The organism is Gammaproteobacteria bacterium, from assembly GCA_028819075.1.
Lineage (GTDB): Bacteria > Gemmatimonadota > Gemmatimonadetes > Longimicrobiales > Gaopeijiaceae > BD2-11.
Genome location: JAPPMM010000028.1, coordinates 1 through 16254 on the forward strand (window position 1 = coordinate 1; position 16254 = coordinate 16254).

The 16254-nt window shown below is 66.8% G+C and carries 8 protein-coding genes; 5 read left to right on the forward strand and 3 right to left on the reverse strand.

What is annotated here, in order from left to right; genetic code table 11:
* Positions 1-393: 393 nt before the first annotated feature.
* Positions 394-6021: an Ig-like domain-containing protein gene (locus tag OXU32_06320; protein ID MDE0073579.1), complete on the reverse strand. Its 5628-nt coding sequence runs from the start codon at positions 6019-6021 to the stop codon at positions 394-396.
* Positions 6022-6304: 283 nt separating this feature from the next.
* Between OXU32_06320 and OXU32_06325 the strand changes: the two genes are divergently transcribed.
* From OXU32_06325 to OXU32_06345, 5 genes are all read left to right on the forward strand, one after another.
* Positions 6305-7123 (forward strand): oxidoreductase, encoded by an 819-nt coding sequence (locus OXU32_06325; protein ID MDE0073580.1) that lies wholly within the window; start codon positions 6305-6307, stop codon positions 7121-7123.
* 845 nt (positions 7124-7968) lie between these two features.
* Positions 7969-9633 (forward strand): serine hydrolase, encoded by a 1665-nt coding sequence (locus tag OXU32_06330; GenBank protein ID MDE0073581.1) that lies wholly within the window; start codon positions 7969-7971, stop codon positions 9631-9633.
* A gap of 17 nt (positions 9634-9650) precedes the next feature.
* On the forward strand, positions 9651-10148 hold the full coding sequence (locus OXU32_06335) for a hypothetical protein (GenBank protein ID MDE0073582.1): 498 nt from the start codon (positions 9651-9653) through the stop codon (positions 10146-10148).
* The gene (locus tag OXU32_06340) at positions 10132-11784 is read left to right on the forward strand and encodes an amidase (protein ID MDE0073583.1); all 1653 of its coding nucleotides are present in this window, start codon (positions 10132-10134) and stop codon (positions 11782-11784) included. Before OXU32_06335 ends, OXU32_06340 begins: the two co-directional genes overlap by 17 nt.
* A gap of 35 nt (positions 11785-11819) precedes the next feature.
* A complete protein-coding gene (locus tag OXU32_06345) occupies positions 11820-11987 on the forward strand; it encodes a hypothetical protein (protein MDE0073584.1) in 168 nt (55 codons plus the stop codon).
* Positions 11988-12007: 20 nt separating this feature from the next.
* Here the strand turns inward: OXU32_06345 and OXU32_06350 are convergent, their stop codons facing one another.
* Positions 12008-13801: a B12-binding domain-containing radical SAM protein gene (locus OXU32_06350; GenBank protein MDE0073585.1), complete on the reverse strand. Its 1794-nt coding sequence runs from the start codon at positions 13799-13801 to the stop codon at positions 12008-12010.
* Positions 13802-13803: 2 nt separating this feature from the next.
* Positions 13804-16149, reverse strand: a complete 2346-nt coding sequence (locus OXU32_06355) for an SDR family oxidoreductase (GenBank protein MDE0073586.1) — start codon at positions 16147-16149, stop codon at positions 13804-13806.
* Positions 16150-16254 lie beyond the last annotated feature (105 nt).

Genomic DNA, 16254 nt, shown 5'->3' on the forward strand with positions numbered 1-16254 from the left:
TTCTGAATCCACGCTTGCCCAACCGGGGGCGTCCACATACAGCACACGCGATGTTGAACATCGCGGCTGGCGAGGGACTCCGGCCCTTCGAACCCGGTAGCGGTTGCCGAGGGGAGGCTGTGCTCCCCTTGGCACTCCTGGGCAAGGTTGGCGTCGACCGTGCCTCCGAGCACCTTCCCCGTGCTCTCCAGCCCGAAACACAGCCAACACTCACCAACCCGTCCGGCAGCACACTGCCCAGCCCTTCCGGCCCTCCGACGCGGGGTTACAGCCCCGCCTTCAACAGCGTTGACAAATGGTGTCCCCGTGTATAACACGGAAGCTCTGGCGAGGGTTGGCTCCGCTCCTCCTTCGACCCCCCAAAGGCGTCCCGTCTGGTCGGGAGCGGCTCGGTCAACGTCGCTCCTGCCACACCTCGGGCAGCCCGCCGCTGACGGCGATGTCCAAGCCCGAGAACGGCGAGTTCCCCCGGCCGTCCGCGGATGGCAGCAGGGCGGGCGGCGGATCGGCGAGCAGGCCGAGCACGCGCCCATCGGCCGGATCCCGGACGATGATGGCGGGCGCGCTGGTCTCCGGGTCCAGGGCGGCGGCCCCGCCGGGTCCGTCGAGCATGATGCGCTCGATGGCGCCCGCCCAACCCTCGGGCGCGGGGATGGCGAATACGAACGACGATGCTCCGTCCAGATGCGAGGTCTCGGGCATGTCGAAGCTGACCGAGAACAGCGTCCTTCCGTCGCGCGCGAGGACGGTCAACCGGTGGTCGCCGCCCGGAGCGGGCAGGGTGGGCGGCGCGTTCACGACGAACGCCGGCTTGAGGAAGGGCTGGCCGTCGGCATCGACGCCACCCCAGACGAGCAGCGCCGGTCCCGCCACCGCGGGGGGTGCCGTTGCCGCCTCGGTGCGCAGGCGGTGGTCAAGCGCGATCGAGAAGTGATAGCCGCTGATCCACTGCCGGCCGCAGTATCCCATGACGTCGGTGGCTTCCGGCGGCACCAACGCGCCCGTGGCGAAGTCGTATCCCCACGAGCCCGTCCTTCCGTCCCGCCAGGGATAGTTCGGATCGTCGCCGCCAACCCCACACGACGTATGCCGCAAGTTCATCGCGTGTCCGAGTTCGTGAGCGATCACGCCAGCGTGCGCGAGGGACACGAAGCTCCTGCCTCCGATGTAGGAGGCTTCTCCGATGACGCCAGAGCGAATGTGGCCGAAGAGGCCCATGAAGTAGCCGTCCCCGCCCTCGACGACGCGAATGAGTTCCGTTTCGTGCAGCAGGTTTCCGGCGAACTCCGAGGTGGTCAAAACGGGCTCGTGCAGCGTCACGGCGAGTTCGCCGACCGGCAGAAGCTCGTCCGCCAGCCCAAATACGCTGGTGTCGGCTTCGAGCGCGCCCGCCCGCTCCAGCAATGTGGAGTCCGGGTTGTCGGCCTGCAGGAAGGGGATCGCCGTGAGATCGAGCGCCGGAACCGCGCGCACGTCGACCGGAGCCCGGCCCTCGGCCGGAATCCGGCCGGGGATGCCGAGCCCCTCGTCCAGGGTGCCGTCCGGATCGATTTCGATCACCATTTCGAGGCCGGGTTGCACGACTTCTCCCGGAACGACCGCGTTGGCCGACTTCGACAGGTCCCCCTCGTCGATCTCCGGCGGAATGCGCGCTTCGCCCGCCGGGATGTCGGCCGTGTGCACGATCCGACCGTCCGCGTGGAAGGTGGCCCTGACCCGCGGCATGTCCGCGTGGCCGTCGGTGGACATGAAGACCCTCAGCAGCGCGTCCTCGCCCGCGACGAGCGGGGTCGGATACTGCCGCGACTGGACGGCCTGCACGAGATACGCGAACGCGGCTTCCCCCCCGGCGCACACCGGAATGAACGTCAGGTCGTTCATGCGCAGCCAGCCCACGGCCCCCGGGTGCCGGGGAGCACACACCTCCGTGCCTCCAACCGTCAAGTCCAGCGTCTGGCTCCTCTCGACCCAGGCCGACGGCAGGGCACCCCGCAGCATGGGGTTGTTTTCCAGGGCGATCCGTTCGATCGCCCGAAGCCCGCCGAGTTCGGGCGGCAGTTCGCCCGCCAGCCGGTTGTCCGCCACGCCCATTTCCCGCAGGCGTTCGAGCCTGCCGAGGCTTGGCGGCAGTTCGCCGGTCAGCAGGTTGCGCGACAGTTCGAGCGACTGGAGGTTCCGGAGTTCGCCCAGCCCCGCCGGGATTTCGCCGCTCAACCGGTTGCCTTCCAGATTGAGCGACGCGAGATCCCCGATGTCCAGGATTCGCTGCGGGATCGGTCCCTCGAAGGCGTTGTACGCGAGACCCAAGCTGATCAAGCCCGTCAGTTGGCCGATCGTCGGCGGGATGGACCCCGACAGCCCATTGCCGTCCAAGTTCAGCAGAATGAGCCGGGAGAGGTTCCCGATCCCCGGCGATAGACGACCGGTGAGGCCCAACCCACCAAGATCCAACAGCCAGAGTCGGTCGAGCCCATAAATCTCCGGCGGTATGTGGCCCCGGATGGCGTTGGATCCGAGTTCGAGGCGTTCCAGTTCGGTCAGCTCTCCCAGTTCGGGACCCAACTGCCCTCTCAGGCCGTTCGCCCGAAGGTCCACGCCGGAGACCTTGCCGCTTCCCTGATGCGTGGTGATCCCATGCCAATCGGCGAGCGGCGCGTCCGTGAGCCAGTTGCCGCTTTCGCGCCACTCCCACCCCCGCAAGCGAGCGTAAAGACGCGACAAGGCCAGCCGTTCCCCCTCCAACTCCCCCTCCACCGCCACGGTGGCGGAGGCCGAGACGCCGCGGTCGGTGCGAACCGAGACGGTGGCGCTTCCGGCGCTCCAGCCGAAGACAAGCCCGGAACGGCCGGCCCAAGCCACCGACGTGTCGCTTGCGGCCCACTCGAAGTCGACGTTCTCCATGGGCGAGCCGTGGACGTCGAACGCCGTCGCCGCGAAACGCACCGTGTCGCCCGCCTCGATCGTTGCGGCCTCGGGCGTCAACACGATGGACATCGGGCGTTGCTCCGCCCGCACCTCGGCCGCGCCCGACACGCCGCGCGCCGTTGCCGTGACAACGGTCGAACCCTCGCCGAGCGCCGCGACCAAGCCTGCTTGGTCCACTGCCGCCACCAGCGTATCGCCGGAATGCCACTCGAACTCGACGCCATCCACCTCCGAACTGTCGGCGTCCAGCGCGGTCGCCGCGAGGCGCACCGTATCCCCCACGGCCACCGTCGCCAGTGCGGGCGCGACCGTGATCGAGGCCACCGTGCCGGAGTCGCCCGCGGCCGAACTCGCGCCCGCGTCCATGGGCCGCCAATCGGCGGGGTCCGGCAGCCCGTCACTGCGTGCCGCCACGAGACGGGCGCCATCCGCCAGGGAGGAAGCGGCGCCATCGGCGCTCGCGGCCATGGCCGCCGCCGGGGCGTCGATGAGCATGGCCCGCACCCGGCCGGTCGCCGCGTCCCTCAGAATGACCGAGGGACGGTCGGTGTCTTCGTTCAGCACCGCCAACGCGCCCGGCCCGCGCAGGGCAACCTCCGCCAAGTCGCTCCACTCCGCACGCGCGGGGAGCGCGAACGCGAAGCCCGCGCGCCCGTCCCCGTCCTCCGACTCGACCATGCCGAAGCGCACGGAGAACAATTGCTCGCCCGACGACGACCACCCCTTCAACTCGTATGAGCCGCCGGAGGGCGGTGGCGCATACGGCGCGTCCACCCAGAACGCCGGTTTCAGGAAGAGCCCGTCCCTTGCGTCGCGCCCTCCCCATAAGAGCAGCGCCTTCGATTGAGCCGCGCCGCCCGCCTCGGCCCCCGCGCCTTCCTGCCTCTGGCGGTGACGGACCATCTCTTCGAAATGCCACGCCCCGACCCATGCCGGGTTGCAGTAGCTCATGAAGTCCCTGGTCCTGGGATGGACGACCGACTCCATCCCGGTATCGAAATCGAACCCGAAGGTGCCCACCGACCCGTCCGCCTGAGGGTACCGGGGGTCGCCAGAGGTGCCACAGGGCGCGTGGCCCAAGCTCAGGTTGTGGCCGAGCTCATGCGCGATGGTTCCGCCCTGAAACACCGACCATGCGGACCAGCCGCCACGCAGGGCCACGCCGGCGACGCCATTGTCGCGGTCCACCTGCGACGTGAGAGCCATATAGTATCCCGACCCGCCCTCGATGGCCCGGATCGCCTTCACCTCGTAGGGAATCTCGAAACCGGAGTTCGTCGACGTGAACACCGGCTCGTGAACCGTCAGGTCGATCTCGTCCACCGGCAGAAGCGTTCTCGTAGCCCAGAACACCTCCGACTCCGCCGAGATGTCCCGCATGAGGTCCAGGATCTCCTCCTCGGGGTCCCTGGGCCACACCCACGGGATCAACGTCAACTCCATTGCCGGCATCTCGGTCACGTTCACCTCGATACGGCCCTCCCCCGGAATCCGGCGCGCCATGGCGACGCTGTCGGCCACCTCCCCGTTCGGATCGACCTCGATCACCATCTCCAAGCCCGGCTGAATCACCCAACCCGGCACCATCGCGTTGACGGACATCGCGGCATCGCTCTCGTCCACTTCGACCGGAACCGGACCCGGCTTCCCCGGAACGTCCAGGACATGCGCCGGCGCGCCGTTCAGGTAGAAGTGCGCCCGCACGTCCGGGAAACGCTCGACGGCGTCCGCCGCCGTCACGAACGCCCGCAAGAGCGCCTTCCGGCCGGCAATGAGCGGAACCAGGCCGCTCCGCGACTGCGTCGCTTGGATGAGATAGGCATCGAGGTCGCCCTGTCCGCACGGCTTCGCCGATTGAATCGCGATACGGCTCAACCAGTCCGCGAACTCGGGGGTCTTCGGGGAGCAGAGGGCCGAGCCGTCGGTATCCAGCCAGTCCAGGTTCAGGCGCGTCAACCCGCTCGGGAGTTCTCCCGCCAACTCGGGGTTCCCTCCCAGCAACAGCTCGCGGAGACTCGAAAGCCCGCCCCACTCGGGCGGAACGCCGCCTTCGAATCCGTTCCTCTCAAGGTGCAGATACTCCAACTTCGGCCAGCCGCCGATCCCGGGCGGCAGGTTGCCGCTCAACCGGTTCAGGGACAGAAACAGATACTTGAGGTTCACGAGGTTGTCGAGTGCCTCCGGGATCGGCCCGGCCAGGTTGTTGTCGTCCAGCCACAGGACATCGAGATCCGTCAGATTCCCCAACTCGGAGGGAATCGGGCCGCTCAGGTTCGATCTCGACAGGAAGAGCCTCCGGAGACCGGCGAGCCTCCCCAGCTCAGGCGGAATCGGGCCGGAGAAATGGTTGTCGGTGAGAGACAGGTCCCGGAGCTTCGACAGGTTGCCGAGCTCCGGCGGTATCGGCCCCCAGACCTCGGCGTCGGACAGATACAGCGTACTCAGATTGCGCAGGTTGCCCAACTCCGGCGGTATCGGGCTGTCGAAGTAGTTCCCCGACAGGCCCAGTTCGTACAGATCGGTCAGTTCGCCCAGCCATGCGGGTAGCGGACCCTCAAGGCCCGCGTACCGCAACTCAAGGACTTGCAGGCGCGACAGCCGCTTCAGTTCGGAAGGGATGGTGCCGGAAAGAAGGTTCGACAGCAGGCCCAACTCCCGCAGCTCGGACAGATCGCCCCACTCGGGCGGAATCCGGCCCCACAGCCTGTTGAGATCCAGTCTCAGAACGCGAAGGCCGGACAGTTCGGCCACGACCTTGGGAAGGCGTCCCCTCAGGTTGTTGTCGTTGAGTTCGAGCCGCACCACCCGGCCGCCCTCGACCCTCACGCCGTGCCATGTGCCGATCGGGTCGTCCGAAAGCCAGCCGCCGCGCCGCCGCCACTGGTCGCCCCCGGTCGCATGATAGAACTCCACAAGCGCCGCGCGGTCGGGCTCCGCGAGGCTGGCCTGCGCCGAGGGGACCGTCTCGGTGAACGGACTCAGCGGCTCCGGTGCGTCGTCATGGCAGGAAAGCGCCGACAACACGACGGCAAGCAAAATAACCAGCCGCGAACCGCCTCGCCGACTCGGCAGCCATGTCACTCGACCGGATTTCATGTGTCTTCCGCTTTCGGCCAAACCGTTTGAGAGACACGCAATATAGCAAGAATCGTTCCGGGCCGCAGATTCGCCGCCGCGCGAGCGAGACCGCCGTCTCTCAACCGAGCCAAGGCATCGAACATGGCGACGAGCCTGGCAATCGACCCCGTCAGCATACCAACACGGGTAGGCCCCCATTACATTGGGTGGACCACCCCGGCGGGAGCCAGCCGACGGATGGTTTGCGGCAGATGCTCCCGCGTGAATGTCTTCAGCCAAAAGCGATAGAAGGAGCAGCGACTTGGGCAAGGTCATACTCGTCACCGGAGCCTCCTCCGGCATGGGCCGCGAGGCGGCGATCCTCTTGGCCCGCGGGGGCCATACCGTCTACGCTGCCGCTCGCCGGGCCGACCGCATGGGGGACCTGTCCGAACACGGTATCACCCCGGTCGAGATGGACGTCTCGAAGGGCGGGGACAACGAACGGACCGTGCGCCGGATCGTCGACGCCGAGGGACGCATCGACGTTCTCATCAACAACGCGGGCTACGGCCTGTTCGGCACGGTCGAGGACATCCCACTCGAAGATGCCAGATACCAGTTCGAGGTGAACCTGTTCGGTCTCGCCCATCTCACCCAGCTCGTCCTGCCGCACATGCGGGCGCAAGGCGCGGGCCGGATCGTCAACACCTCCTCGATGGGCGGCCGGATCTTCACGCCCTTCGGGGCTTGGTACCACGCAACCAAGCACGCGCTCGAAGGATGGTCGGACTGCCTTCGCATCGAGACCGCGCCCTTCAACATCCAGGTCGTCCTCATCCAGCCTGGCGTCATCCGGACCGATTTCGGCGATGTGGCGGGAGGGAGCTTACAGAAGTACTATGCGGACAGCGCCTACAAGGCCGGTCTCGACCGGTTCTTGGCGCTGGCGTCCGACCCCAAGGCCGCGAGCCGCGGGACCGACGCCAAGGTGCTCGCCCAAGTGTTCGTCGAGGCCGCGACCGCCGCCCGCCCGCGGCGACGGTACGCGAAGGGCGCGACGGCGCGTCCCCTGATGTTCATCCGCAAGTGGTTCGGCGACCGCATCTACGAGTCCGTGCTGCGGCGCGCGTTCGGCTGACGCCGCCGGGGCCTTGCCGTGTCAATCTTGGACTCCCGCCATTCCACAGGGCTTTCCGACCGATTCAACACTGTAAACTCCGATTCGAGCTCATCGGCAAGAAGGGCAGATCGTGCAGTCCCCATTGAACTTACGTGACTTCTTGCCTTGATTCGCGATACTTCCGTCCTGCCAGCCCGGCACGGCGGCGCTCTCTGGCCGCCGCCGGGTCACTGCCCCCTCTACCCCTCGGAGATCGGAGATCTTCGCTTGCCCGCGACTCCACGACCGGCTCAGGACGCCTGAAACGCCTCCGAAAGCCCCGTAGGCGGGCTCCGAGTCCGTCGCGGCGGCACCCGTGCCCCCGAACGATCCGACGCTTTCCGCAACATGGGCGGCACGGGCCGCGGGAACCTTCGGCGAAGAGGCGGCGCGGGCGCGGGAGTCCCGCCATTCAGCTCCGATTTTCCCGCCCTCGCCGGTCGGTCCAGCAAGGTCCAGAGAAACGGCAGGGAACGCAGATCGTGCAGCCCTGATTAGACTTACGTGATTTCCTGCCGGGATTCAGATCTCCGGTGCTCCGCCTGACCGGCATCCGTGCGAAGCCGGTGCGATGGTCCGTGGACGATCGTGGTGGTGGGCTTGCGTGCGTCATCCGGCAACTCCTCCAGGGGCCTGCGGACTCGGGTCGCGGTGCAGCATCGGGGTGGAGATCGGCTCGCCGCACCTCCTTGGCAATCTTGTATCCGACGGACGAGACGGCCAGCCGCCGGAGGGGTGTCTGCCCCCACGGCGCACTTTGACGCAGCGCGCGCCTTTCGGCACTATCCCGGGCAGATGGCGCGTCCAGCCGGAGGAGTTCGACGATGAGAGCACCGCCCCCCCTTCCCATCCTTGCATCGCTGCTCTACGCGGCGGGAATGGCTGCCGCGTGCGTGGAGCCGCCGTCGGACGCGACCGCCCGCGTCGACGAGATCTTCGCCCAGTGGGACTCCTCCGGGAGCCCGGGATGCGCGCTTTCGGTGTCCCAGGCGGGCAGCTCCCTGCTTTCGCGGGCGTGGGGCATGGCGGACCTGGAGCACGACATCCCCAACACGCCGTCCACGATCTTCGAGGGGGGTTCGCTGGCCAAGCAGTTCACCTCGGCGGCCGTGGTCCTGCTGGCGCTCGACGGGAAGCTCTCCCTCGACGACGACGTGCGCACGTACATCCCGGAGGTGCGCGACTACGGCACGCCGGTCACCCTGCGCCGCCTCATGACGCACACCAGCGGGATGCGCGACTGGGGTTCGGTGGCCTCGATCTCCGGCTGGGGGCGCGGTGCACGCTCGCACCGGCACGCGCACGTGCTCGACATCGTGAGCCGCCAGAGCGCGCTCAACTTCGAGCCCGGCCATGAGTACTCGTACAGCAACACCGGCTACAACCTGCTCGCAGTGGTCGTGGACCGGGTGAGCGGGATGCCCTTCGCCGAGTTTTCCCGTGAGCGCATCTTCGAGCCCCTGGGGATGAGCGATACGCAGTGGCGCGACGACTACCGGCGCCTGGTTCCGCGGCGCAGCACCGCCTATTCCGCGTCCGACGACGGGTTCCTCATCAACCGGCCCATCGAGTATGTGCATGGCAACGGAGGCATCCTGAGCACGGTGGGCGACCTGCAGACCTGGAACGCGGCGCTCACGGACGGGCGTCTGGGCGGGGAGGAGTTCGTGCGCATGATGCATGACCGGGCCGTCCTGAACGATGGTCGGACGATCTCCTACGCCGGAGGGCTCCAGCTTCGGGATTTCGCGGGCGTGCCCTCGATCACGCACACCGGATCGACCGCCGGATATCGGGGCTTCATTGGCCGTTATCCCGACCAGCAACTGTCTATCGCCATCCTGTGCAACGTGGGCAACGCCAACCCGGGCGCGCTGGGCGGGCAGGTAGCGCGCGTTTTCCTGGGCGACGCGGCGTCCCCCGACCCGGAGCCGGGCGAGGGGATGTCGCTTTCGGCCGGGGACCTGGAGGGCAAGACCGGGCTCTACCGCGAAGTGGACACCGGCGATCCGCTGCGCATCACCGTGGAGGACGGCGCGCTGCGGGTCGGGAACCAGCGCCTGGTCGCGCACTCCGCGAGCGAGTTCCAGGTGGGGGCGAGCGAGCGCCGTCTCGTCTTCGCGGCGGCTGCCGACGGTGCGCGACCGACGATCGACGAGTACACCGGAGAGTACTACGACAACACCTACGAGCCGGTCGATGAGTTCGCGCCGGCCGCCGGGCAGCTCGATGCGTACGTGGGCACCTTCCACAGTGACGACGCCGAAACCACCTTGGTGGTGGCAGTAGAGGGCGACCACCTGGTGGCAAAGCGGAGACCCGACGCCGTCTTCGAACTGGAGCCGGTCTACCAGGATGCGTTCAACGCGGGCGGCCTGGGGCGCATCCGCTTCGATCTGGGCGCCGACGGACGCGCGGCAGCCTTCAGCATCCGGCAGGGGCGCGTCTACGACATGCGATTCCAGCGAGTCGCCGACTCTGGAGAATGATGATGGAGCGAAGCAGGATGACCCAGGAACGTCGTCCCGAAGCGGTGCCCGCCGCGGCCCGTCCAGGGGAGGAAGTGACCGTGTCCATGGACCGGCTGCCCTACGCGGCCGTCTACATCGGCTTCGGCGCACTCGGCGGGAACCACCAACTGCTCACGCAGGAAGAAACGGACGCGAACGGGCTGCTGTCGGCGACCGTGCGCCTGCCGGACTGGGCCACGCCCGACCTCAAGCACTTCTTCTTTCTGGCGGGCTTCGACCAGCGGCCCTTCTCGACCTCGCACGAGTTTCACGTGGCCGACGAAGACGGGGTGTTCCGGGTCGACGGAGAGATCACCGACGAAGGACTGGCCTGCCCCACCCTGCGCAACGGCGACGATCGGCTCTACACCCTGGAGGGGAACACCGACGGGATTGCGGCGGGCGATCGGGTCGTGTTGCGGGCGACCCTCGCCGCGGAGCCTCTGTGCCCGGAGGGCGTGGCGATCGAGGTGCGCGATGCGCGGGTCCGGTAGCGTGACGACAAAGGTCGCCGGGCGCGGGCGCCGCGATGTCAGTACGCGATGCCGGCTGGCGGCCATCGGGCTGCTGCTCCTCTCGACGGCCTGTGAAGCTCCCGAAGCCGCGCCCGTCCTGGAGGACGCGCCCGACATCGACGTCGTCGAGCTCACCGCCGAGCAGATCCAGGCCGACTATGCGGAAGGCCGCTACAACGCCGTTCAACTCACGCAGGCGTTCCTGGGCCGCATCGAGCGCTTCGAGGACCTCTACAACGCGTTCATCTCCATGAACCCGGATGCGCTGCCGACCGCCGCCGCCCTGGACCGCGAGTACGCTTCGACCGGCCCGCGCGGCCCGCTGCACGGGGTGCCGGTGGTGATCAAGGACAACATCGACCAGGCGGGCCGGGTCACCACCGCCGGCTACGACGGCTTCAGCGCGGCCACCGGCGGCGTGGACATGATCCCCGACGACGATGCCGCAGTCGTGACCCGCCTGCATGAAGCGGGCGCCGTCATTCTGGGAAAGACCAACCTGCCCGACTTCGCCGGACACGGCACCCGCACCGAGAGCTCGGTGGCCGGGGTCACACTGAACCCCTACGACGTCAACCGCGTCCCCGGGGGGTCGAGCGGCGGCACCGCCACGGCCGTCAACGCCAGCTTCGCCGTGCTCGGGCTGGGAACCGAGACCGGCGGGTCGATCCAGAATCCATCTGCGGCGCAGGCGCTCGTGGGGGTGAAGCCCACTTACGGGCTCGTGCCGCTCGAGGGCGTGGTGCCGCTGAACGGCAGCTACGCCGACGTGGTCGGGCCGATGGCGAAGACCGTGCAGGACGCCGCCGCCGCCCTGGACGCGCTCGCCGGGCCCACCCCGGAGGACCTGGCCACCTACGCCGCGTCGGGCAACATGCCGGAGGACGGCTATGCCGCCGCCCTCGACCCGGCCGCCCTGGCCGGCAGGCGCTTCGGGCTGGTGGGCGAGGGCTGGCGCGACACCTGGCTTCCGCTCGCCGAGGAAACCGAGGCGATGTACCGCGAGGCCATCGGCACCATCGAAGAACGAGGCGCCGCGACCGTGGAGGATCCGTTCGCGGGCACCGGCTTCGTCGAACTCTACGCGGAGCGCCCGCGCGTCCCCTCCGCCTCCGCCTACGACATGCTCAACTACTTTCGCGGCCTCGGTCCCGGGGCGGCGTTCCACAGTGTCGAGGAGTGGGAGGCGCGGTCGGGCAAGCCATTCCGCGACCGCGAGGACGCCGAGCGCCCACCCCCGGCACGCCCCAGCGCCACCGAGGAGGGCGACGCCTTCCAGGGTTGGCGTGCGGACATCCGCGCTCTGTTCCGCAGCGTGCTCGAAGACAACGACCTGGACGGCCTCTTCTTCCCCCAGGCCGGCGCGCCCATCGGCGATCTGGTCGAGGATCCGGAGCGTCCCGACTTCAATCCCAACAATCATCCCGAACTTCCCAGCAATGTCATCAACGATATTGGGCTTCCCGTCGTGACTGTGCCCTTCGGCTATTACGCGGACGGGACGCCCTTCGTGCTCGCCTTCATCGGAGACCTCTGGACCGAGGCGGCGCTACTGGGCTACGCATACGACCTGGAGCAGGCCACGAAAGCGCGAGTTCCACCCCAACTGAGGTAGAAGACATGGCAGCGTATACGTGCGAAGCATGCGGAATGAGCATCGGCACCATGACCTGCGGCCGATGCGGCCAGGAACTCGAACACGGCGTTCTCAACCGCGACGACGGCTCTTCGGTGCACGTCTCCAGGTGCCCGGACGATCACGGCATGGTGAAGTCGCCGATGTGCTGCGGCCAGGACATGGCCTGCGAGACCGGCTGAGAGAGTCCCCCGAACGATCCCTAGTGTCGGCGGGGAAGCTTCCCAACCACCGGCAGCGCATCGGATCGCGCACCGCGGGTGCTGCCGGCAGGCGTCGGCGCATCGGTATCCTCGACGGCGGACCGGAAGGATGCCACGGCATCGTCGATGCCATCCGCATCGAAGCGAAAGTCGTCGGGTATCGACCGATAGCGTGAGTCCACGCGGGCCATCAGCGCCTGCCTGCGGCTGTCGACCATTCTCTCATTCGTCCCGCCACGCGAAACGGCCTCGCGGAACGCCCCCAACTCGGCTTCCAGGAAGTCCTTGAACCCCTGGAGCACCTTCTGTTGACGGGTGAATTTCTCGAAGTGATGGCCCAGCGCTGCCAGACGGATAGCCTCCGGCAACATGGAAGGATGTTCCTTTGATACCTTCGCGATGTACCTGCTGTACGCCGGGATCTGGCTGGGCAGGAGGCGCCGACGCACCGTCATCAGCCCCAGATAGAGCGCGCTCTTGCTCACGGTCGGGGTCACGTGGGGCAGCGGTTTCAGGTGCTTCAGCAACGTCAGACAGCGCTCGAAGTAGTTCTCGAGGGAAGGATCGTAGACTGTGGAGATCACGCGCAGATATCCCTCGAGCAATGTCGTGGGATCCATCTGCGGCACGAAGTTCACGGCCGTCGCGCTGGTACCGACGGGGACGTCCAGGAGCCGGTTCTCCGATTGCAGCCGGGTGTAGAGATCCGTTCCCTTCAGCGCGGTCAGCAACCCGACCAGCGCCATGGGAATTCCGGAGTCCTGAATGAACTGGATCTGGGAATCAAAGACGCGCTCGTCGTCTCCGTCCAGACCCAGGATGAACCCGCCCATCACCTGCATTCCCCTGTGCTGGATCTTTCGGACGGCCTTCAGCAGGTAATCCTCCTCGCGCCGGCTGATGTTCTGCGGCTTCTTCGTGATGGCGAGCGCTTTCGGGTTCGGCGTCTCGATGCCCAGGAAGACGCCGTTGAAGCCGGCCTCGATCATGGCATCCATCACCGAGTCCATTCGGGCCAGATTCACGCTCGCTTCAGTGAACAGCTGGAACGGATACCTGTGTGCCCGCTGCCACTCTGCGATGGCTGGCAGCATGTTCAGGGCGTCGCGCTTGTTGCCGATGAAGTTGTCGTCGACCAGAAACACATAGCCTCGCCAACCGAGCCGATAGAGTGCTTCGAATTCTTCGACCATCTGTTCCGGCGTCTTGGTGCGGGGCACGCGGCCATAGAGCTTGGTAATGTCACAAAACTCACAGTCGAACGGGCAGCCGCGCGAGAACTGCACGCACATGGCGTGATAGTGCCCGAGGTCGACGAGGTCGAAGCGCGGGACGGGCGTCCGGGTGACATCGGGTTTCCGCGGCTCGCGATAGATGGCTCTGGCTTTGCCTTGTTCGAGATCCCGCAGGAACCGGGGGAAGATCTCCTCCGCTTCGTCCAGAATGAAGTGATCGACTCCCGGGATTTCCTGATGGAATGATGTCGGATAGGGCCCTCCCGCGACCACGGGAATGCCGGCGTGATTGCAGCGCTCGATCACCTTCCGCAGGGACTCCCTCTGCACGATCATGGTTGACGTAAACACCATATCGGCCCAATCCAGATCGGAGTCCTTCAGGTCCGAAACGTTCATGTCCACGACCCGAAGATCGTATTCCGGTGGAAACATCGACGCGACCGTGAGGAGCCCGAGCGGCGGAAAGGCCGCCTTCACGCCCAGCATCTCCAGGGCGTGGTTGATACCCCAGTAGGAGGGCGGATAATCGGGGTAGACCAGCAGAGCATTACGCATGATCAAAGCCGCGACTCCCGAATGCCTCGCTCGGAAACGAACTCCCGGTACCGCGCGAATGCGGCGCCGACCATCTCGCGCGTCAGCCGGTAGTCGGCGATGTCGTACCGATGGCGCTCTTCGGTGCGGCGGCGCTCCTCCTGTTCCGTCAGCCAGGCGTCCATGACATCGACGGCTCCGGGTTCCAGCGACCAGCCGAAATGGTCGTAGATGCGGGCTACGATCCCCAACGGGTCCTGTACCAGATCGTAGTAGCTGACATCGACCCAGCGGTCCTCCAGTTCGGGGTGCGAGTCCCGGAAATCCACGGCACGGTCGAGCATGCGACTCATCGCTTTCAGTTGTTCGGCGCTCAGCTCCCTGCGGGGGCGCGGCTCGCTGATGTCCGCCCGGAAGCCCTCCACCAGACTGCACCAGGACCCCATGAATTCGACGGGTTCGCGATGCGTCTGAATGAACAGGGCGTCGGGATATGCCTCAAGCAGGGCACCCAGTTCCATTAGATGGGTCGGCATCTTGAAGATCCATTGGCCCTGGCGGCCCGGGTGACAGGCCCTGCGCTGATAGTTGTAGTGCTGCATGGTGCGGCGATGCACGTGGTAGGCCTCGCGGGTGCCGCTTTCCTCGAGCCAGCGCTCGTACTCGGGCAACCGATATCGAGTCGCGAACACCCATGTCTTGAGCGACAACCTGAGGATCGGGATATCCTCTTCCGGTTCGTCGAGCCCGGCATGGTGAAGGCCCGCGAGAGTATCTACGATGCTCGCCGCTGCGAATACGTCCGCCGCCTTGATACGGCGGGGATCCCGGGGAGTGCCGACGACCGCTGCGTAGCCGCCGTCCGGAATGACGGGCTCGACGTATTCGTAGGCCCGCAAGGCCCAGAACCGCCGGTCCCGGGCCAATAGACGGTGCAGGAAGGTCGTGCCCGTCCTGTTGATGCCCACGATGAACACTGGCTGTTCGATTGGCTGCCGCCCGATCTCCGGCAGCCGCATGCGCTCTCCGGCCAGTTCGGCGTTGTTGCGCAGTATTCGGCACAGGTCGAACACGCAATGCCCGATGCGCTTTGCCAGCAGGCCGGCTTCGGGAGCGTTGAAGCCCTCGACGAGACGGGCCAATCCCTCCAGCATCCACTCGGGGTAGGTGGTGTCGAAGGACACGCCGTTGTCCCTGGCGTATCGCCGGGCCTGCTTCAGCACGCTGTCCAGGCTGACCCCCAGCTGCGGAATCGCCTGCGGCCACTCTTCCTCACGGTCCCTGACCCAGCGGTTGTAGCGGACATACCTGGTGAGAGGACCCGGCCAGTTGATGTCACCACGACAGTCCTCTCGAATGGCCCGGTCGGAGACCGGCAGCGTCTGGACCGTTTCGGAGCCCCGAAACCAATAGGGGGCGAAGTGATCGAACAGGGGCCAGCTGCGGGCCATCGGAGACGCGTCCCCGTGCGCCTGGCAGGCGCGCTTGAAAACGGCGTAGGGAACCTCCGGATAATTGAGGCCGAACTCCGCGAGCTGCATGGCCCGGTACGACGGCGCGTTGTTGCAGCAGCTGTAGATAGTGAAGCGCCGATTCACATTCATGGAAATGTCGGTGCACATGCGCGTCAGCGTATCCGCCGGATCGTCGGTGGCCCGCATGGTGAACCCCTGCGGAATCATTCCGACCTGGACCGCCGCCGCGAAGACAAGCTGTGGAGGGGTGTCCGACTGGGCGTAACCGGTGGAGGCCATGGTGGTTTGCCCGAAACGGAAGACCGCCGCCGGCAAGCCGACCTGATGCGCGAACAGGACGGCCTGTTCCGCCACAAGCTTGCTCCAGGCATACCCGAGCAACCCGAGCGGCATCACCCTCTTCATCCGACCCAGGTCCGGCTGCGCATGGTCGCCGATGTGACAGTCGCGGTATTCGCCGGCAAAGGAGTGCACGTACTCGGGGAACACACCCATGGTCGAGACGTGAAACAGGTGCTTGAGGCGGTTGCTCAGACACAGCCGGAGGACATCGCGCACTCCGAGAGCGTTCACCTGGCGGAGGGACCGGTAGGACGCGACCAGGTTCGGGTCGGCCGCAAGGTGGTAGACAGCGTCGATTTCCCGGCAAAGCCGTCCAAAGTCGGCTCCCGGAAGTCCGAAGCGGGGCTGTGAGACATCACCGCAGTAAACATGGATTCGCGATGTGAACGCGTCGTCCCAGGTCTCCGCGTGTTGCATGTTGGCGCGCAGTCGCTCGAAGCCGCGCTCCGCCGATTCGGCCCGCACGACGCAATGGACCGTCAGTTCCGATTCGTGCGCGAGAAGGTCTCGCAGCAGGAAGCGACCGACGAATCCGGTTGCGCCGGTAACCAGGACATGGCGGAAATCAGCAGGTGAAACCGCGTCTCGCGGCGAGGCGTCCTCGAGCGTGGTGCGAACAACGCGGCGCAGAGCCGCAAGGTCGCGCTGGCAATCGGG